The organism is Bradyrhizobium sp. SZCCHNRI2009, from assembly GCF_032485115.1.
In the GTDB taxonomy this organism is placed as follows: Bacteria; Pseudomonadota; Alphaproteobacteria; order Rhizobiales; family Xanthobacteraceae; genus Bradyrhizobium.
In genome coordinates this window covers 1,506,000-1,524,887 of record NZ_JAUEUH010000001.1, presented here as the reverse complement: position 1 = coordinate 1,524,887, position 18,888 = coordinate 1,506,000, and the positions used below count along the sequence as shown (strand labels likewise).

Genomic DNA, 18,888 nt, shown 5'->3' with positions numbered 1-18,888 from the left:
ATGCCTCCGCGGGATCGTCTTACCGCAACCAATCCCAGGGGTTAACCGCCAAATTTTGTCATTTTCGTTAAAGGCCACCGATTGTTGCGGTTCCGCGACGCTTCGCTTGCGCGACCTGACCATTCCTCGTATGTACGAAGGGCTGAAGGCTAATCCTTACTGCCGGTTGTGTCGCGTTCAACCTCCGGTGAAACGCCGGAAGCTTCGTGATCGGGGTGCTCGATATCGGGTCCTCGGTCGTTGCGAAGAGTCCAGCGCCTTTCCGACGCTCCACCAAAGCCTGCGCGATCCCGCGCGGCCGCAACGGAGAGCCGGTCACGAGCCGAGTGGCGCCTGTCAGGGCGCCTCCTCGCAGAGACCGCCCGGGCACCAGGTCAGACACGGTATAGCCTGATACCGCACCCGTGACAGGGTGGGTATTCGATCCAGGCAAGCGTTTCGGCGCAATCTGGCCTTCGGCAACAGAGAAGGCGGCACCCGCTGCCGCCCACATATTCCAGACGGGCCGACGCTTGATGCGCCAGACTGAGTTGCCAACCATGACCAGCGGACGATCCGCGCCGATGCGGGGCCAGACCCCCGTCCGGCCAATCGCCCCGCCGGCATCAGGGTTGGCGCGGCGCGACCAGCTGCGTTTAGGCCTTCCCCTCACCCCCGAATCAGGTGGACCGTCGCGTCATCCGACAGCGCGCCACGCGCTCGCGGCCAATCGCGCCCGTCGCCTCCAAGAGTTCCAATATGCCCAACAAGATGTTGATCGATGCTACCCACCCGGAAGAGACCCGGGTCGTTGTCGTCCGCGGCAACCGCGTCGAGGAATTTGATTTCGAAACGGCCCAACGCAAGCAGCTCCGCGGCAACATCTACCTGGCCAAGGTTACGCGGGTCGAGCCCTCGCTGCAGGCCGCCTTCGTCGAGTATGGCGGCAACCGCCACGGCTTCCTGGCCTTCAGCGAAATCCATCCGGACTACTATCAGATCCCGGTCGCCGACCGGCAGGCTCTGATCGAGGCCGAGGAGCGCGCGCACCGCGAAGCCGAAGAGGAAAGCGAGAACCGCTCCAACCGCCGCCGCAACCGGCACCGCAGTTCACGGCGCCGCGGCAGCGGCGAACGGGTCCAGAGCGAGATCGTCGAGGCCGCCGAGGCGGGCCTCCCTGCCCCGACCGAAGGGCACGAGGCCGACCACGAGGCGCAAGACCACCACGCCTATGCGCAGGACGATCAGCCGCACGCCGACGCGACCGCTCCCAGCGAGGCGCAGGGCTTCTCCGAAGGCCCGGTCGAGGCTCAAGGTCGGGACGCCTCGGGCGAAGCTCGGCAGGGCGCAGCCGATGAATCGCGCGAGCATGCCGACCGCCAGCCTGATGCCGTCGCCGCGCAGGACCATGACGCTGCTGCCGAGCAGCCCTCCGGCGAAGCTGCGGAGGCCGCGAGCGCGCAGACCGGCGGCTCGCACGCTGCCGAGGCGGCCAGCCCGGCTGTCGCGGCAGACGAGCATGACCATGAGCACCACGGTCACGACGAGCATCATGACGGCGAGCACGAACATGATGAGCACGAACATCACGAATACCACCATCATGAGCATGATCACGATGAGCACGACGACGATGACGTCGCTGCCGTGGGCGAACATGCTGATCACGGCGTCACCATCGTGCCCGGCGACGAGAACGGCTCCGACACCGCGTCCGGCGACCATGAGGACGACGAGGACGACGGCGAGGAGATCGAGGAAGAGCTCGTCGAATCCGTCGGCGGCGATGACGTGCTGGAGGAAGTGCCGGAGCGCACCTTCCGTCCGCGCCGGCAGTACAAGATCCAGGAAGTCATCAAGCGCCGCCAGGTGATGCTGGTGCAGGTCGTGAAGGAGGAGCGCGGCAACAAGGGCGCGGCGCTGACGACCTATCTGTCGCTGGCCGGCCGCTATGCCGTGCTGATGCCCAACACGGCGCGCGGTGGCGGCATCAGCCGCAAGATCACCTCGGCGCAGGACCGCTCGCGCCTGAAGGAAGTGGTGCAGGACCTCGACGTGCCCGAGGGCATGGGCGTGATCCTGCGCACCGCCGGCGCCAACCGCACCAAGCCCGAGATCAAGCGCGACTTCGAATATCTGCTGCGTCTCTGGGAAACGGTCCGCGACATGACCCTGAAGTCGCAGGCCCCGACCCTCGTGTATGAGGAAGGCTCGCTGATCAAGCGCTCGCTGCGCGACCTCTACAACAAGGAAATCGACGAGATCCTCGTGGCCGGCGAAGACGGCTACCGCGAGGCGCACGATTTCATGAAGATGCTGATGCCGACCAATGTCCGGGCGGTGAAGCAGTATCGCGACGGCCAGCCACTGTTCTCGCGGATGGGCGTCGAGAGCCAGCTCGACGCGATGTTCTCGCCGACCGTTCAGCTGCGCTCGGGCGGCTATATCGTGCTCAACCAGACCGAGGCGCTGGTCTCGATTGACGTGAACTCCGGCCGCGCCACGCGCGAGCATCACATCGAGGACACGGCGCTCAAGACCAATATGGAGGCGGCCGAGGAAGTGGCGCGGCAGCTCCGTTTGCGCGACCTGGCCGGGCTGATCGTCATCGACTTCATCGACATGGACGAGAAGCGCAACAATCGCTCCGTGGAACGCAAGCTGTCGGACTGTCTGCGGCAGGATCGCGCGCGCATCCAGGTCGGCCGGATCTCACATTTCGGCCTTCTGGAGATGTCGCGGCAGCGCATCCGGGCCAGCGTGCTCGAAAGCTCGACCGAGCCGTGCGCGCATTGCGGCGGCACCGGTCACGTGCGCTCGGTGTCCTCGGTGGCGCTGCAACTGCTGCGCAGCCTCGAAGAGACGCTGATGAAGGGCGCCACCCACAATCTCGTGGTCCGCACCCGCACCGAGGTGGCGCTCTACGTGCTCAATCACAAGCGCGGCCATCTGCGTGACCTCGAGAACAGCTTCAAGGTCTCGCTCGCCGTCATCGCCGATCCGAGCGTGAGCGGCCAGCAATCCTTCATCATCGATCGGGGCGAGCAGGTGCACACGCTCGAGGCCGCCAAGGCGCTGCTCGCCGCGCAGGCCTCTGCCCCGCCGCTGGCGGCCGAGGAAATCTACGACGAGGAAGAACCGTTCGACATCGAGACGGAATCCGAGGTCGAGACCGAGGAGACCGAAGGCCTGTCCGAGGACGCAGCCGACGGCAGCGCAGCCGAAGGCGAGCGGGACGGCGCGCGCCGCAAGCGGCGACGGCGCCGGCGTGGCCGCGGCAGCGAGGCCCGCGAGGGCGCGCTCCCAGAAGGCACGGCCGGACTGCAGTCCGCCGAGCCGGGCTCTGCCGCCGAGCAGTCAGCCGAGGACACCGACGGCGAAGACGACGAGTCGGAGGAACAGCCTGCGTTCGCACAAGGCGAGCAGACGGATCAGCCTGGCGGCGAGCGGCGTCCGCGCCGGCGTGGACGCCGCGGCGGTCGCCGTCGGCGCGGTGGCGCGGAAGAAGGTCTCGCCGCGTCGATCGGCGACGAGCTCGCGCCGGCTTCGGCATCGGAGGCAGAAGCCGCCGTGGCCGATTTCGACGGCGATGGCGCTTCCCACCACGACGAGGAAGAGCCGGCAGAACCTGCGGCGCCAGTCCATGCGTCGGCCGCAACCGAGGCCGATGAGTCCGTCGCTGGCGCCTCCGTGCCCATGCCACAGGCTGCTCCGGGACAGCCCGAAGTGCAGCAGACCGAGGCTCCGAAGACGGAATCCGAGAAGACCCCACGCCGTTCAACGGTTCGCGAGAAGGTCAGCTTCCTCACCGAGCCGAGGCCGGAGGGCGCGGTTTCAGCCGTCAACGTCGCCGAGAGCAGCGCACCCACTCCGGCTGTCGACGTCGCGGCGTCCGGACCGGTTGCCTCCGAACCGGCGGCCACCGATTCCTCGTCCCCTGCGGCCCCGCGCCGGGCCGGCTGGTGGTCCCGCCGTTTCGGTGGCGGGCAGTAAGCCCCCGCTCTCCGACGCTTCGATGCAAAACGCCCGGCCAGATTGGCCGGGCGTTTTTCATATGGCGTTCTTCGTATGGCGATCGTTCTTGACCGTGACGACCGACCGGAGGCCGCTCAGCCGGTCGTCACGGCCGGCTCGACATCCGACGGATCGATCTGCTGATTGAGCCGTCGCTGCAGGAGATCATGGTCGAGTTCGTCTTCGCGCCACGAGACGAACACGGCGGCGATGCCGTTGCCGATGATGTTGGTCAGTGCACGCGGCTCGCGCGCCCTAGCCTAACCAGCGCGCGATCCGGGCCACCGCCTCACGCATGTCCTCGGCCGAACGCGCATAGGAAAAGCGCACGAAGCTGCGGCCGTGGATCGGATCGAAGTCGACGCCCGGCGTGGCCGCCACATGGGTCTCCTCCAGCATCCGCTTGGCGAAGTCGAAACTGTCGGAGGTGAAGTCGGACACGTCGGCATAGAGGTAGAAGGCGCCGTCGGCCGGCAGGAACCGGGTCAGGCCGGCCTTCGGGAAACCCTCGATCAGGATGTGCCGGTTCTCCTGGTAACCGTGCTTGATGGCCTCCATTTCGGTCCGGCCGTCGAACGCCGCTTCCGCCGCGATCTGCGACAGGGTCGGAACCGAGATCGCGAGGTTCTGTTGCAGACGCTCGATCGGCCGCACCAGCGCATCTGGCACCACCATCCAGCCGATGCGCCAGCCCGTCATGCAGAAGTACTTCGAGAACGAGTTGATGATCAGGGCCTCGCGCGACAGCTCCGCCGCCGTCACCGCCGGAAACGCGTAGTCCAGACCATGATAGATCTCGTCGGAGATGAAGCGGATGCCGGCGTCGCGTGCGGCTGCGATGACACCGCCCAGCGCCTCACGCGACATCATGGTGCCGGTCGGATTGGCGGGACTTGCCACCAGCACACCCTTCAGCGGCGTCTTGCGGTGCGCGGCGAGCAGCGCTTCGCCGGTCAGGGCGTGACGGTTCTCCGCCGTGGTCTCGATCAGCACCGGCTCGCAGCCCAGCGCCGTCAGGATATGGCGATAGGGCGGATAGCCCGGCACGGTCACGGCCACGCGGTCGCCGGGCTCGAACATGGCCAGGAACGCCAGGATGAATCCGGCCGAGGATCCCGTCGTGATCACGATCCGCGCCGGATCGACCTCGCAAGCGTGCGTCTCGCGATAGTGCCGCGCGATTCGCTGTCGCAGCGACAGCAGACCGAGCGCCGAGGTGTAGTCGATGCGGGCCTGATCGAGCGCGGCATGCGCGGCCGCAATGGCCGCTCGTGGCGCAGGCGCCGCCGGTTGGCCGACCTCCATGTGGATGACATGTCCACCGCCCGCCTCGATCCGCTCGGCCGCAGCCATCACGTCCATCACCATGAACGGCGGAACATTGCTGCGCGCGGACGGTGCCGTCAGGTCGGCGATCCGCTGTTCCAATGTCGGTATCACTGTCGCATCCACCATCGATATCTGCTATTGACCGCGGCTGTTCGGACCCGCTCCGTGAACCGGTCGGGGTCAGCCCATGGGCCTCGTTCGCCGCAGATGAGCCGCATTCCGCCGTTTGGTGGGCAATAGCCCGTCTCGCGCCTCGCGCCAATTGCAAAGATCGCCTGATGTCGCTCCGTATCGTGCTTCGCAAGAAACTGTCCGGCGGGCTTGCCGCGGTCGTCGCGGCGGCCGTGACGCTGGCGCCGCTCGCGCCTGCGTCGGCGCAGCAAGGCAAGGGACCGCCGATCCTGCGCGACACCGAGACCGAGGTGCTGCTGCGTGAATATACCCGGCCGATCCTGCGCGTCGCCGGGCTCGAAAAGCAGAACATCCAGATGGTCATCATCAACGATGCGTCCTTCAACGCGTTCGTTGCCGACGGCCGCCGCATCTTCGTCAATTACGGCGCCATCCTGCAGTCGGAAAATCCGAACCAGCTGATCGGCGTTCTCGCGCACGAGACCGGCCATCTCGCCGGCGGCCATCTCGCCAAGCTGCGCCAGCAGCTCGCCACCGCCCAGACCCAGATGATCATCGCCACCATTCTCGGCGCCGGCGCCCTCGCGGTCGGCGCGCGCGGCGGCGGCAGCGGCCTTGCCAATGCCGGCGCCGCGACGCTGTCGGCCCCGGGCGAGGTCATCCGCCGATCGCTGTTGTCGTATCAGCGTCAGCAGGAGGAGAACGCCGACCGCGCGGGGGTGAAATTCCTCACTGCGACAGCGCAATCGCCGAAGGGCATGTACGAGACGTTCAAGCGCTTCACCAATGAGAGCCTGTTCGCCGCGCGCGGCGCCGACCCCTATCTGCAATCACATCCGATGCCGGCCGATCGCGTCGAGGCGCTCGAGGGCCTCGCGCGTCAAAGCCCCTATTGGGACAAGAAGGACGACCCCGCATTGCAGCTCCGCCACGACATGGTCCGTGCCAAGATCTCGGCCTTCATGGAACGGCCGGACACGGTGGCGCGGCGCTATCCATTGTCGGACACCGGCCTGCCCGCCCGCTACGCCAGGGCAATCTCCACCTACCTGCATGGCGACCTGCGCAGCGCCCTGAGCCAGATCGATGCCCTGATCCAGGTGCAACCCAACAACGCCTATTTCTACGAGGTCCGCGGCCAGGCCCTGCTGGAGGGCGGCCGCCCCACTGAGGCGATCGCCCCGCTGCGCAAGGCGGTGCACCTGTCCAATAACGCCCCGCTCATCGAGATGTTACTTGGTCAGGCCTTGGTGGCATCCGAGAACAAGGCCTACACTGACGAGGCGATCTCGATCTTGCGCGCGGCGGTCGCGCGCGAATCCGAGGCGCCGCTCGGCTATTCCCAGCTCGCGATGGCCTACGGTCGCAAGGGCGATTATGCGGAGGCGGATCTCGCCTCGGCGCAGGCCGCCTTCCTGCGTGGCGACAACAAGACGGCGCGCGAGCTTGCCTCGCGTGCAAAAACCCGCTTCGCGGTCGGCTCGCCGGGCTGGGTCAGGGCCGACGACATCGTCATGGCAAAGCCGCTTTCCGGCCAGTAGGTGTCGGACAGCGGAGTTGGCGCCCGCTGAAGTTTTGAACTACTGCTATCATCCGATCCAGAATATCAAAATACCGTCACGACCATCGACAAGGACCCGATCATTTGACCCAGAGGACCTCCTTCATGCCGTCAGTCCGCACGCTCATTCCCGCGATGTTGCTCGCGCTTTCGCTCTGCGGCGTGCCTCAGCTCGCGTCGGCGGAGAGCTTCTCCGACAGCCAGCGGGGCGAGATCGAGACCATCGTCCGAAACTACCTGATCGCGCATCCCGAGGTGCTCGAAGAGGCGATGGCCGAGCTGCAGAAGCGCCAGACGGCAGCCGAGGCGGCCAAGCACGAGGCCAGCGTCAGCAAGAACGCCGAGACCATCTTCAACTCGCCGCGCGGCGTCGTGCTCGGCAACAAGGATGGCGACGTCACCTTCGTCGAGTTCTTCGACTACAATTGCGGCTACTGCAAGCGCGCGATGGCCGACATGATGGAGCTGATGAAGAGCGACCCGAAGCTGAAGGTCGTGCTCAAGGAATTTCCCGTGCTGAGCCAGGGCTCCGTCGAGGCCGCGCAGGTCGCCGTTGCCGTTCGCATGCAGGCCCCGCAGAAATATCTCGACTTCCACCAGAAGCTGCTCGGCGGCCGCGGCCAGGCCGACAAGGCCCATGCGCTCGCGGTCGCCAAGGATCTCGGGCTCGACATGGCGCGCGTCGAGAAGGACATGGCGAGCCCCGAGGCCAAGGCGACGATCGAGGAAAACTTCAAGCTCGCCGAGGAGATGGGCATGAACGGGACGCCGAGCTACGTGATCGGCAAGCAGGTCGTGATCGGCGCCGTCGGCGTCGAGGGCCTGCGCGAGAAGATCAGCGCGGCCCGCTGCGGCAAGGCGAGCTGCTGAGCATCTCTGCCAAAGCGTCTCGCCATCACGGGATCAATCGAAGGCCGGCTGTCCCAGCCGGCCTTCTGCTTTTGCCGTGAGCCGGTGGCGAAGCGGCAGCCGGGTGGCGGCAGCGCCCTCGCCTATCCCTTCAGCTTCATGCCGAGCCGGGTTCGAAGTGCCTCGCGGATGTGCCCGCGTGCAATCGCCTCGGCCCGATCGGGATCGCGGATCGCGATCGCTTCGATCAGCTCACCATGCTCGGCCGCGGCAGTTGCCGCACGTCCTTCGGCCGCAAACGTCGTGGTTCCCAGCAGCGCTGTCGCGACATGCATGTCCTCGAGGGCGGCATCGAGGTAGCGGTTGCGCGCCGCGCGCTGGATCGCACCGTGCATCAGCCGGTTCAGCCGCGCTAGCTCGGCGGCGTCGTCCCCCCCGCTGACAAAGCGTGCATGAATGTCGCGGAGCGCCGCGATCTCGGCCGACACGGCATACTGCGCGGCGAGCCGGGCGGCGGCGCCTTCGAGAATTTCCCGCATCGCGTACAGCTCGAGGACTTCATTCTCGTCGAGACTGCGCACGATCAGGCCGCGTCCACCAGCCGGCTGCACCCACCCCTTGGCCACCAGCTTGCCGAAGGCCTCACGGACCGGCGTCCGGCTGACGTTCAGCTTCTGGGCGACCTCGTCCTCACGCAGCCGATCGCCGGAGCGATAGAAGCCGTTCTCCAGCGCATGGCACAGCGCACGAAATACCGCTTCGCCGAGAGAGACGTTGTCACGATCGATGGTGAGCGATGGCGCTTCCGAGGACATGGGGTCACCATTTCACAATCTCGTTGCGAACAACAGCCTATCTTGCATGTTTTTGTATACAATAGCATACTAATTCTATGCCCACTGTAGCCTTTACTTCCGTACCATCCATCATCGCTTGGCCGACGGCTGACATGCCGATGGCGTTGCTGTGCGGACCAAAGCCGATCCAGGCCCCGCCGCCTTGCGTCCGCGAGGGCCTGCAATGACTGATCAGAGCGATCTCGCCGACCATCCCCTGACCTACGACGTCGTCGTGGTCGGCGGCGGCAACGCAGCCCTCTGCGCCGCCATTGCGGCACGGCGCGCCGGGGCCTCGGTCATCTTGCTGGAGGCCGCCTCCAAGTTCTATCGCGGTGGCAATACGCGCCACACCCGCAACATGCGCTGCGCCCATGACGCGGCGACCGCGACGTTGAGCGGCCCCTACACCGAGGACGAGTTCTGGGACGATCTCCTGCGCGTCACCGAAGGCCAGACCAACGAACAACTGGCGCGTCTGATGATCCGCGAGTCCAAGGACATGCTCGACTGGATCGTCGCACAGGGCGTGCGTTTCCAGCCGTCGCTCGGCGGGACGCTGAGCTTAGGGCGGACCAACTCGTTCTTCCTGGGCGGCGGCCGGGCCATGCTCAACGCGTTGTATCTCACCGCCGAGCGGCTCGGCGTCGACGTGCTGTATGAGGCGGAGGTCGTCGGGCTCGACATCGATGAGACCCGTTTCGACGCTGCGATCATCCGGCAGCGTGACGCCAGGACGCGGATCTGCGGCAAGGCGCTGGTTGCGGCAGCGGGCGGCTTCGAAGCCAACATCGACAGGCTGGTCGAGGGCTGGGGCGAGATCGCGCGCAACTTCCTGATCCGCGGCACGCCCAACAATCGCGGCACGGTGCTCGACATGCTGCTCGGCGCCGGCGTCGACAGCATCGGCGATCCGACCCAGTGCCACGCGGTGGCGATCGATGCGCGCGCACCAAAATATGACGGCGGCATCATCACGCGGCTCGACTGCGTCGTGTTCGGCATCGTCGTCAACAACAACGCTGAGCGATTCTACGACGAAGGCGAGGACGTCTGGCCGAAGCGCTACGCGATCTGGGGACGCTTGGTTGCCGCTCAGCCGGACCAGATCGCCTACATCATCTTCGACGCGAAATCGGCGAACCTGTTCATGCCGTCGCTCTACCCCGCGATCGAGGCGGCCAGCATCACCGAGCTCGCCGGCAGGCTCGGCCTCGATCCGGACAAGCTGACCGCCACCGTCGCGCATTTCAACGCATCGGTGCGCGACGGACAATTCAATCCCGACATCCTCGACGATTGCCGCACCGAGAACCTGACGCCGCCGAAATCGCATTGGGCGCGCCGCATCGATAGCGGCCCCTACTACGCCTATCCGGTTCGGCCCGGCATTACCTTCACCTATCTCGGCGTGCGGGTCGATCACGCCGCAAAGATGATGATGAAGTCCGGCGGTCCCGCCGACAACATGTACGCCGCAGGCGAGATCATGGCCGGCAACGTGCTCGGCCGCGGCTATGCCGCAGGAATCGGCATGACGATCGGCAGCGTGTTCGGGCGTATCGCCGGCCAGGGAGCAGCGACACATGCAGCGCAGTGAGGCGTTGACCGAGGCGGATCGGCTGATGACGATCTGCAATTCCTGCCGCTATTGCGAGGGACTCTGCGCCGTGTTTCCGGCAATGGAGATGCGCCGCGCCTTCACCGGCGGCGACCTCAACTATCTCGCCAATCTCTGCCATGCCTGCGGGGCCTGCTACGTCGACTGCCAGTTCTCCCCCCCGCACGAGTTCGACGTTCGCGTCCCCTCCGTTCTGGCCCGGGTGCGGCACGAGAGCTATGCCGACTATGCCTGGCCGCGCGCGCTGGCGCCGCTGTTCAGGCGCAATGGTCTCGCGGTGTCGCTCATCGTGGTGGTCAGCATGGCCGCGTTCATCGTCGGCATCGTGGCCTTCAACGATCCCGCCGCGGTGTTTGCAAGCCGGCACGGCCCCGGCTCGTTCTACGCGCTCATGCCCCACAACGCGATGGCGCTGTTGTTCGGCGCCGCCTTCCTGTGGGCCATCATCGCCTTCATCATGGGCGCTCGGGCGTTCTGGAATGATATCGGCGAGCCGAGCTCGACCTTGACGCGCCCACGTCCACTGCTGCGCGCCGTTCGCGACGCAGCCAGCCTGCGCTATCTCGATGGCGGCGGCGTCGGCTGCTACAATGAGGATGAGCGGCCACGCGACACCCGGCGGTTCTATCACCATCTGACGTTATGGGGCTTCATGCTCTGCGTCGCATCGACCAGCGTCGCGACGCTCTATCACTATCTTCTGCACCGTGAGGCGCCCTATCCGTTGTGGGACCTGCCGGTCGTGCTCGGCACGCTGGGCGGATTGGGCATCGTGGTCGGTCCGCTCGGACTCTACACCGCCAAGCGCAGGCGTGAGCCTGCGATGATGGATGCGGGCAGTCGCGCCATGGATGTCGCGTTCCTGGCGATGCTCGTCCTTACCGGCGCAACCGGGCTCGCCCTCCTCTTGCTACGCGAGACCAGCACGATGGGCCTGCTGCTCGCGCTCCATCTCGGTGCGGTGTTCGCGCTCTTCATCACGATGCCCTACGGCAAGTTCGTGCACGGCCTCTATCGATTCTTGGCGCTCGTCCGCTACGCGCGCGAACGTCACGGCGCGTAGCTCATGCGAAGTCGCCGGCGACACGCAACGGATCACTGTTGTCGTCATGCAGCATTCATGACCCTGAGCATCCGTTCATAAAGTTGCGATCTGCGACATTTTTCCGGAACGATCGGCGACGCACGGAACGACTCCTACCTCCTGCCGTTGTCGGCGCGGGCAGTGCAAATACGAGGAGGATAGAGGATGACCAATCGCTTGATGGTATCAGTTGCTGCAATCGCGCTCCTGGCGGGTGCAGGTTTTGCTCATGCGCAAGGTACCGGCGGTGCGGGCGGCGCAGCTGGACAGTCCGGCGGCGCAGCCATGCAGGGCGGTGCGACCGGTGGTGCTGCCGGCGGAGCATCGAGCGGTGGCATGAACGCGCCCGGCGGCGCGATGCATCGCGACAGCGGCTCGCCTGCGTCCGACATGCGCTCCAGTCAGTCCGAGCAGAAGCCCGGTGCGACCAAGGGCCAGCGCGCCGAGGAAGGCATGAAGGGTCCGAATGCCAAGGGCGCGACCTCCGAGACCGACAAGGCCGGCTCCAAGAACATGAAGGCCGAGGGTCGCGACAGCAAGAGCGGCACCAGCACGAACGCCGAAACCAAGACCGGCAGCGACCGGTCGCAGACCACCACCGGACAGGCCGGCGCCGGCGCCAAGCTCTCGACCGAGCAGCGCACCAAGATCACCAGCGTGATCCGCAGCCAGCGCGTCGAGCCGGTGACCAACGTGAACTTCAACATCTCGGTCGGCACCCGGGTGCCGCGCGACGTTCACTTCCACCGGCTCCCTGCGGAAGTCGTGACGATCTATCCGGAATGGCGCGGATACGACTTCATCTTGGTGCGTGAGCAGATCATCGTGATCGATCCCCGCACCTACGAGATCGTCGCAGTTCTCGACGCCTGATCCCGACCAGGCAGGCGATGAGGACATGGGGCGGGCAGCAATGCCCGCCCCATTCTATTGCGCAAAGAGCACGTAAGGGCGATCACACGCAGCCCGTGCAGCCCCGTGGACAAACCTGGTTAACCAGCAATTTCGTACACTTAAGACGGTTTTTTCGTCTGACGGACCAAGCCTCGGGCAGCCGGCCCGGCTGCCGAAAGGCTTCCCCTTGGCGGCTTTGTTACCTATAACGCCGCCCACTGCCGCCACACCGCCGGGATGGGAATGGCCGACGCCGCGCACAACACGATCTATGTCCTCAACGGACCCAACCTCAACCTGCTGGGCACCCGCGAGCCGGAGACCTATGGCCATGCCACCCTGGCAGACGTCGAACGGCTCTGCGTCGAGACGGCCGCGCGCTTCGGCCTGACGGCGGAGTGCCGGCAGTCGAACCATGAGGGTGTGCTCGTGGATTGCATCCATGAGGCCCGCAGCCGCGGTGCGGTCGGAATCATCCTCAATGCCGGCGCCTACTCTCATACCTCCATTGCCTTGCACGACGCGCTGATGGGGGTGAAGATCCCCACCGTCGAAGTGCACATCAGCAACATTCACGCCCGCGAGAGCTTCCGGCACCATTCTTTCACCGCGAAGGCCGCGTTTGCCTCGATCTGCGGCTTCGGCATCGACGGCTACCGGCTGGCGATCACCGGCCTCGCCGCCAAGATCGGCGCCAAAGCCGTCACGCAGACCGACATCTAGCGCAAGCCTGACGTCACAGTCCTCACGCACCCAACGTTCCGGATCAGATCATGGCGCCCCAGCCCGACGACAAGACCATCGCGAAATCCGAAGACAGCCAGCTCATTCGCGAGCTCGCAGCGCTGCTGGATGAGACCAGCCTGACCGAGATCGAGCTGGAGCGTGCCGGCCTTCGCATCCGCGTTGCCCGCAACGTGACCGTTGCGGCGGCCGTCCATTCGGCCATCGGAACAGCCGCCGCTGGCGTTCCCGTGGTCGCAGCCGCCACCGCGGCAGCCGCCGGCGCGGACTTGTCAAAACATCCCGGCGTGGTGCCCTCTCCCATGGTCGGTACCGCCTACTGGGCGCCCGAGCCCGGCGCCAAGCCGTTCGTCGAGGTCGGCTCCAAGGTGTCCGTCGGTCAGACCCTGATGATCATCGAGGCGATGAAGACGATGAACCAGATTCCGTCACCGCGCGCCGGGACGGTGACGCAGATCCTGGTCGAGGACGGCCAGCCCGTGGAGTACGGCGAGCCGCTCGTCATCATCGAATAAGCGCGACTAGCGGACGGCGAAAGCGAATGGTCCACCATTCCATGTTCGCCGCTCACTACTCGCCACTCGCGCCCGAGGCACCATGTTCGACAAGATCCTCATCGCCAATCGCGGCGAAATCGCCCTTCGCATCCTCAGGGCCTGCAAGGAGCTCGGTATCTCCACCGTCGCGGTGCATTCCACCGCCGACGCCGATGCGATGCATGTCCGCCTCGCCGACGAAAGCGTCTGCATCGGGCCGCCGCCGTCGAAGGACAGCTATCTCAACATTCCCGCCCTGCTCGCCGCCTGCGAGATCACCGGCGCGGACGCCGTGCATCCCGGCTACGGCTTCCTGTCGGAGAACGCGCGCTTCGCCGAGATTCTCGCGGACCACAATCTGCATTTCATCGGGCCGAAGGCGGAGCACATCCGCCTGATGGGCGACAAGATCGAGGCCAAGAAGACGGCCAAGCGGCTGGGCATTCCCGTCGTTCCAGGCTCGGATGGCGCTGTCACTCCGGACCACGACGCGATGGCGATCGCCAAGGAGATCGGCTTCCCGGTGCTGGTCAAGGCAGCCGCCGGCGGCGGCGGCCGCGGCATGAAGGTCGCCCACACCGAGGCCGACCTGCAGCTGGCGCTGACCACAGCGGCCAACGAGGCGAGATCGGCGTTCGGCGACGCCTCGGTCTATCTGGAGAAGTATCTGCAGAAGCCGCGCCACATCGAGATCCAGGTGCTCGGCGACGGCCGCGGCGGCGCCATCCATCTCGGCGAGCGCGACTGCTCGTTGCAGCGGCGCCATCAGAAGGTCTGGGAGGAAGGCCCCTCCCCGGTGCTTGACGCAGCGGCCCGGGCCAAGATCGGCAACACCGTCGCCAAGGCGATGCAGGAGCTGAAATATATCGGCGTCGGCACCATCGAATTCCTCTACGAGGACGGCGAATTCTATTTCATCGAGATGAATACCCGCATCCAGGTCGAGCATCCCGTCACGGAGATGATCACCGGCATCGACCTCGTGCTGGAGCAGATCCGCATCGCCGCCGGCGGCGACCTGCCGATGACCCAGGACCAGGTTGTCATCAACGGCCACTCCATCGAGTGCCGCGTCAATGCGGAAAACCCTGTCACCTTCCGGCCCTCGCCGGGCAAGATCCTGCAGTACCACCCGCCTGGCGGCCTCGGCGTCCGCATCGATTCCGCCGTGTATCAGGGCTACGTGATTCCGCCCTATTACGACTCGCTGGTCGGCAAGCTGATCGTCCACGGCAAGACTCGGGTCGAGTGCCTGATGCGGCTGCGGCGCGCGCTGGACGAGATGGTCGTCGACGGCATCGAGACCACCCTGCCGCTGTTCAGGGCCCTTGTCCGCGAGCCGGCCATCATCGATGGCGACTATCACATCCACTGGCTCGAACAGTACCTCGCTGGCCAGAAGGCGGAGTGAGCGGCCAACCGCAAAATTCCACTGACGCGCCGGAACCCTTCAGCCCGCACTGCGTTCTGCTCTTTCGGCGGTTCCGCTGAGGGGGCAGGTATTTCAATTGGCATGCGAGTAAGCGGTGGCGCCTGAGATTGGACAAAGGCGCACGCTGGGACAAATCCTGCTGCTGTCGGCGGGATTCCTGGTGCTGGTCGTCGTCAGCACGGCCTCGGTGCTGCTCGTCAACAAGGCCCGCAAAGACAACGCCTGGGTGGTGCACACCATCGAGGCGGAGAACCAGATCAACGCGCTGCTGCTCGAGGTCCGCCGGGCCGAGAGCGGCGCCCGCGCCTACCTGCTGACCCAGGACAATACGTTTCTGACCGATCACGACGCCGCCGTCACCGCGATCGCGCCGGTGCTCGACAAGCTCGGAACACTCGTGGCCGACAATCCTGCCCAGGTCGAGCTGCTCCGCCAGGTCCGCGCCGAAATCGACACCCGCCTCGGCCAGTTCAGGCGCGAGAAGGACCTGGCCGCGCAGGGTGACCTCGCCGCCGCCGCCGCGCTCGTGCGGAGCGCCGCTTCCGGCAACACCAGCATCAACATCCGCGATCTCGCCAATCGCATGCGGCTAGAGGAAGAGCGGCTGTTCGTGCTGCGCACCGCCAATGCCGACCGCAGCCAGCAGCTGGCGACCGTCGTGACGGTGACTGGCTCGGCCCTGGTCGTCCTGCTCGCGATCATCTCGGTGCTCCTTGTGCGCCGCTCGACCAGCGCGCGCGACGAGGCCGAGGCCAGGCTGCGCGAGAGCAACCTCAACCTCGAAGCCACCGTCGACGAGCGCACCGCGGACCTGCGCGAGGCCAATGAGGAGATCCAGCGCTTCGCCTATATCGTGAGCCACGACCTGCGCTCGCCGCTCGTCAACATCATGGGCTTCACCAGCGAGCTCGACGAGCTGCGCAATGACATCTTCCGGCGGATCGCGACGCTGGCGCGGGCGGCCTCCGACGCGCCGCCGCCGGCGGAAGGCGCCGAGCCCGAGCTCGAAGGCGCCGACCAGCAGCTGTCGGAGGATTTCAGCGAGGCGCTCGGCTTCATCAAATCCTCGATCGCCAAGATGGACCGGCTGATCACGGCCATCCTCAACCTGACCCGCGAGGGCCGCCGCGAGTTCGTGCCGGTGCGGATCGATACCCGCGAGCTGATCGAGGGCATCGTCTCGACGCTTGCGCATCAGGCTGCGGAAACCGACACCACCATCCGCGTGGAACCGTTGCCGGCCATCGTCAGCGACCGCCTGGCGCTGGAGCAGATCTTCTCCAACCTGATCGACAACGCCATCAAATATCTCAAGCCGGGCGTTCCCGGCGACATCGCCATTCGCGCCCGTACCAAGCTCGGTTTTGCCATCTTCGAGGTTACGGACAACGGCCGGGGGATTGATCCCAGGGATCATCAACGTATCTTTGATCTGTTCCGCCGCGCCGGGACCCAGGACCGTCCGGGTCAGGGGATTGGATTGGCGCATGTCCGCGCGCTGGTGCGCCGGCTCGGCGGAACCATGTCGGTTGCGTCGGAACTCGACCAGGGCAGCACGTTCACCATCACGCTCCCGATCAACTGGAACGCCTCAAACCGGAACTCAGACCGATGACCATGCCCGTGACGATCATCATGATCGAGGACGACGAAGGCCACGCCCGCCTGATCGAGCGCAACATCCGCCGGTCCGGCGTCAACAACGAGATCAAGCCGTTCACCAATGGTACAGATGCCGTGAAGTATCTGCTGGGTGCTGACGGCACCGGCCTCGATCACAAGGGGCACGCATTGCTGATCCTGCTCGACCTGAACCTGCCGGACATGACCGGCATCGACATCCTCAAGATGGTCAAGCAGAACAGTTTCCTGAAGAGCGCGCCCGTGGTCATCCTCACCACGACCGACGACTCGCAGGAGATCAAGCGCTGCTACGAACTCGGCTGCAACGTCTACATCACCAAGCCGGTCAACTACGAAAGCTTCGCCAACGCTATTCGCCAACTCGGCCTGTTCTTCTCCGTCATCCAGGTTCCGCCCGCCGCATGAGCTCCGCCGCCCCCACGCTGCTCTATATCGACGACGACGCAGCGCTGGCGCGGCTGGTCGAGCGCGGGCTCAAGCGATTGGGCTTCACGGTGGAACACGCCGCCGACGGCAGCGCGGGCTTGCAGCGGCTGGAGCGCGGCGGCATCGACGTCGTGGCGCTCGACCAGTACATGCCAGGCTTCGACGGGCTCGAGACGCTGGAGCGCATCATGGCGCTGCCCGAACCGCCGCCGGTGGTGTTCGTCACCGCCTCACAGGATTCCAAGATCGCGGTCACGGCCCTGAAGGCCGGCGCGGCGGACTACCTGGTCAAGGACGTGCAGGGGGAGTTCATTCCCCTGCTGCAGGTCGCGGCCGAAGGCGCGGTGCGCCAGGCCCGGCTGCAGAAGGCCCGCGACGAGGCGGAGGCGGAAGTGCGGGCGTCACGCGACCGCTACGCGGCGCTGGCGGCCGAGCGCGAGGTCCTGCTGCGCGAGGTCAATCATCGCGTCGGCAATTCGCTGCAGATCATCGCTTCGCTGCTGCATCTTCAGGCCAACTCCAGCACCCAGGACGACGTCAAGGCCGCGCTCACCAATGCAATGGGCCGCGTCGCCGCCGTGGCGCAGGTGCACCGCCGCCTCTACACGTCTCAGGATCTCAAGAGCGTGCTGCTCAACCAGTATCTGGATTCGCTGCTCGACGACCTGCGCCGCTCGGCCGAGGGCAACCGGATGTCGCGGCTGACCCTGAAGGCGGAGCCGGTCGAGATCGACCCGGATCGCGCGGTCGCGATCGGTATCGTCGTCAACGAGCTGGTCATGAACGCGGTCAAATACGCCTACCCCGATGGGCCGGGCCCGATCCATGTCGAGCTGAAGCTTGCAGGTGAGGACATCGTGCTGTCGATCGCCGACAACGGCGTCGGCCTCAACGCAACCAGCGATCCGCGCTCGACCGGAATGGGCCAGCGCATCGTCAGCGCCATGGCGACCAAGCTCGACGCCACCGTCGGCCCCGATCCGAGCCATGCCGGCACCAGGATCGTGGTCCGCTTCCGCCTCGAAAAAGATGCTCCCAAGCCCGCGGCTGCCGCGGTCGGCTGAGCCGACGCAGCCGGCACGCAACCATCGCGCGCCCGGCATCGGCCTGCTATGCTGATCCCATGAATACGCGCGACTCTGCAGCGTCCGAGATTACGCCCGAGGTCCTGCTGCGTGCCTATGCCTGCGGCATCTTCCCGATGGCCGAAAGTGCCGACGACCCGACCTTGTTCTGGGTCGAGCCGGAGCTGCGCGGCGTCATTCCGCTCGACGGCTTTCGCGTCGCCTCGCGCCTTGCGCGCACGGTCCGGTCGGACGCCTTCGCCGTGACCGTGAACCAGGCGTTCAAGGCGGTGATGGATGGCTGCGCCGAGCCGCAGCCTGGCCGCGAGGACACCTGGATCAACAAGCGTATCCGCGAGCTCTACACCGGCCTCCACGCGCTTGGCCATTGCCACAGCGTCGAATGCTGGCAGGATGGCGAGCTGGTGGGCGGCCTCTACGGCGTCAGCCTGGGCCGCGCCTTCTTCGGCGAGAGCATGTTTCACCGCACCCGCGACGCCTCGAAGGTCGCGCTCGTGCATCTCGTCGCGCGGCTGATCGCCGGGGGCTTCGAGCTGCTCGACACCCAATACGTCACCGAGCACCTCAAGACCTTCGGCGCCGTCGAGATCCCGCGCCGGCGCTACACCGTGCTGCTCGAAAAGGCCCTGAGGGGGCCGGCCGCCAATTTCGCCAGGCTGGCGGTTGATCGGCCGATCTCGGGCACCGAGGCACTCGCGATCATCGCAGCGCGCGGCTGAGCG

The 18,888-nt window shown here is 66.1% G+C and carries 15 protein-coding genes and 1 pseudogene; 13 read left to right on the top strand and 3 right to left on the bottom strand.

Going from position 1 to position 18,888, the window contains the following annotated elements:
• Positions 1-738: 738 nt before the first annotated feature.
• Positions 739-3,972: an Rne/Rng family ribonuclease gene (locus QX041_RS06965; RefSeq protein WP_410051853.1), complete on the top strand. Its 3,234-nt coding sequence runs from the start codon at positions 739-741 to the stop codon at positions 3,970-3,972.
• A 116-nt stretch (positions 3,973-4,088) separates the two neighbouring features.
• Here the strand turns inward: QX041_RS06965 and QX041_RS06960 are convergent.
• Positions 4,089-4,241 (bottom strand): annotated as a pseudogene (locus tag QX041_RS06960) (dicarboxylate/amino acid:cation symporter); the annotation flags it as partial.
• 7 nt (positions 4,242-4,248) lie between these two features.
• On the bottom strand, positions 4,249-5,448 hold the full coding sequence (locus tag QX041_RS06955; protein ID WP_315826864.1) for a pyridoxal phosphate-dependent aminotransferase: 1,200 nt from the start codon (positions 5,446-5,448) through the stop codon (positions 4,249-4,251).
• A gap of 152 nt (positions 5,449-5,600) precedes the next feature.
• On the opposite strand from QX041_RS06955, the gene QX041_RS06950 reads away from it, so the two are divergent.
• The gene (locus QX041_RS06950) at positions 5,601-6,995 is read left to right on the top strand and encodes a M48 family metalloprotease (RefSeq protein WP_315826863.1); all 1,395 of its coding nucleotides are present in this window, start codon (positions 5,601-5,603) and stop codon (positions 6,993-6,995) included.
• Positions 6,996-7,120: 125 nt separating this feature from the next.
• The gene (locus QX041_RS06945; RefSeq protein ID WP_315712195.1) at positions 7,121-7,885 is read left to right on the top strand and encodes a DsbA family protein; all 765 of its coding nucleotides are present in this window, start codon (positions 7,121-7,123) and stop codon (positions 7,883-7,885) included.
• Between the two features lie 122 nt (positions 7,886-8,007).
• On the opposite strand, the gene QX041_RS06940 is transcribed toward QX041_RS06945, so the two are convergent.
• Entirely contained in the window at positions 8,008-8,679 is a 672-nt protein-coding gene (locus QX041_RS06940) for a GntR family transcriptional regulator (protein WP_315712636.1), read from the bottom strand.
• A gap of 205 nt (positions 8,680-8,884) precedes the next feature.
• Here QX041_RS06940 and tcuA point away from each other — a divergent pair, with 205 nt between their 5' ends.
• The 10 genes from tcuA to aat all read left to right on the top strand — a co-directional run bounded on the left by tcuA (position 8,885) and on the right by aat (position 18,885).
• Positions 8,885-10,300, top strand: coding sequence for an FAD-dependent tricarballylate dehydrogenase TcuA (tcuA, locus tag QX041_RS06935; RefSeq protein ID WP_316164757.1), 1,416 nt, complete (start codon positions 8,885-8,887; stop codon positions 10,298-10,300).
• On the top strand, positions 10,287-11,384 hold the full coding sequence (gene tcuB, locus QX041_RS06930; protein WP_316164756.1) for a tricarballylate utilization 4Fe-4S protein TcuB: 1,098 nt from the start codon (positions 10,287-10,289) through the stop codon (positions 11,382-11,384). The genes tcuA and tcuB overlap by 14 nt, the downstream gene beginning before the upstream one ends.
• A gap of 186 nt (positions 11,385-11,570) precedes the next feature.
• Positions 11,571-12,278: a DUF1236 domain-containing protein gene (locus tag QX041_RS06925; RefSeq protein ID WP_315826861.1), complete on the top strand. Its 708-nt coding sequence runs from the start codon at positions 11,571-11,573 to the stop codon at positions 12,276-12,278.
• A gap of 264 nt (positions 12,279-12,542) precedes the next feature.
• Positions 12,543-13,022, top strand: coding sequence for a type II 3-dehydroquinate dehydratase (gene aroQ, locus QX041_RS06920; RefSeq protein WP_315712200.1), 480 nt, complete (start codon positions 12,543-12,545; stop codon positions 13,020-13,022).
• A 50-nt stretch (positions 13,023-13,072) separates the two neighbouring features.
• Entirely contained in the window at positions 13,073-13,558 is a 486-nt protein-coding gene (gene accB / locus QX041_RS06915; protein WP_316164755.1) for an acetyl-CoA carboxylase biotin carboxyl carrier protein, read from the top strand.
• Between the two features lie 82 nt (positions 13,559-13,640).
• Complete coding sequence (accC, locus tag QX041_RS06910) at positions 13,641-14,990, top strand: acetyl-CoA carboxylase biotin carboxylase subunit (RefSeq protein WP_315712202.1); 1,350 nt, start codon at positions 13,641-13,643, stop codon at positions 14,988-14,990.
• A 115-nt stretch (positions 14,991-15,105) separates the two neighbouring features.
• On the top strand, positions 15,106-16,626 hold the full coding sequence (locus QX041_RS06905) for a sensor histidine kinase (RefSeq protein ID WP_315826860.1): 1,521 nt from the start codon (positions 15,106-15,108) through the stop codon (positions 16,624-16,626).
• Positions 16,623-17,060, top strand: a complete 438-nt coding sequence (locus QX041_RS06900; RefSeq protein ID WP_172109443.1) for a response regulator — start codon at positions 16,623-16,625, stop codon at positions 17,058-17,060. The genes QX041_RS06905 and QX041_RS06900 overlap by 4 nt, the downstream gene beginning before the upstream one ends.
• Positions 17,057-18,145, top strand: a complete 1,089-nt coding sequence (locus QX041_RS06895; RefSeq protein ID WP_315712206.1) for a sensor histidine kinase — start codon at positions 17,057-17,059, stop codon at positions 18,143-18,145. Before QX041_RS06900 ends, QX041_RS06895 begins: the two co-directional genes overlap by 4 nt.
• Before the next feature lie 59 nt (positions 18,146-18,204).
• Entirely contained in the window at positions 18,205-18,885 is a 681-nt protein-coding gene (aat, locus tag QX041_RS06890) for a leucyl/phenylalanyl-tRNA--protein transferase (RefSeq protein ID WP_316164754.1), read from the top strand.
• Positions 18,886-18,888: the final 3 nt, after the last annotated feature.

Bases quoted from the DNA above. Each gene is read 5' to 3' on its own strand.
- accB (WP_316164755.1), top strand. From the start codon at position 13,073: ATGGCGCCCCAGCCCGACGACAAGACCATCGCGAAATCCGAAGACAGC.
- QX041_RS06965 (WP_410051853.1), top strand. From the start codon at position 739: ATGCCCAACAAGATGTTGATCGATGCTACCCACCCGGAAGAGACCCGG.
- QX041_RS06945 (WP_315712195.1), top strand. From the start codon at position 7,121: ATGCCGTCAGTCCGCACGCTCATTCCCGCGATGTTGCTCGCGCTTTCG.
- aroQ (WP_315712200.1), top strand. From the start codon at position 12,543: ATGGCCGACGCCGCGCACAACACGATCTATGTCCTCAACGGACCCAAC.
- tcuA (WP_316164757.1), top strand. From the start codon at position 8,885: ATGACTGATCAGAGCGATCTCGCCGACCATCCCCTGACCTACGACGTC.
- aat (WP_316164754.1), top strand. From the start codon at position 18,205: ATGAATACGCGCGACTCTGCAGCGTCCGAGATTACGCCCGAGGTCCTG.
- QX041_RS06955 (WP_315826864.1), bottom strand. From the start codon at position 5,448: ATGGTGGATGCGACAGTGATACCGACATTGGAACAGCGGATCGCCGAC.
- QX041_RS06950 (WP_315826863.1), top strand. From the start codon at position 5,601: ATGTCGCTCCGTATCGTGCTTCGCAAGAAACTGTCCGGCGGGCTTGCC.
- tcuB (WP_316164756.1), top strand. From the start codon at position 10,287: ATGCAGCGCAGTGAGGCGTTGACCGAGGCGGATCGGCTGATGACGATC.
- QX041_RS06925 (WP_315826861.1), top strand. From the start codon at position 11,571: ATGACCAATCGCTTGATGGTATCAGTTGCTGCAATCGCGCTCCTGGCG.
- QX041_RS06895 (WP_315712206.1), top strand. From the start codon at position 17,057: ATGAGCTCCGCCGCCCCCACGCTGCTCTATATCGACGACGACGCAGCG.
- QX041_RS06900 (WP_172109443.1), top strand. From the start codon at position 16,623: ATGACCATGCCCGTGACGATCATCATGATCGAGGACGACGAAGGCCAC.
- accC (WP_315712202.1), top strand. From the start codon at position 13,641: ATGTTCGACAAGATCCTCATCGCCAATCGCGGCGAAATCGCCCTTCGC.
- QX041_RS06940 (WP_315712636.1), bottom strand. From the start codon at position 8,679: ATGTCCTCGGAAGCGCCATCGCTCACCATCGATCGTGACAACGTCTCT.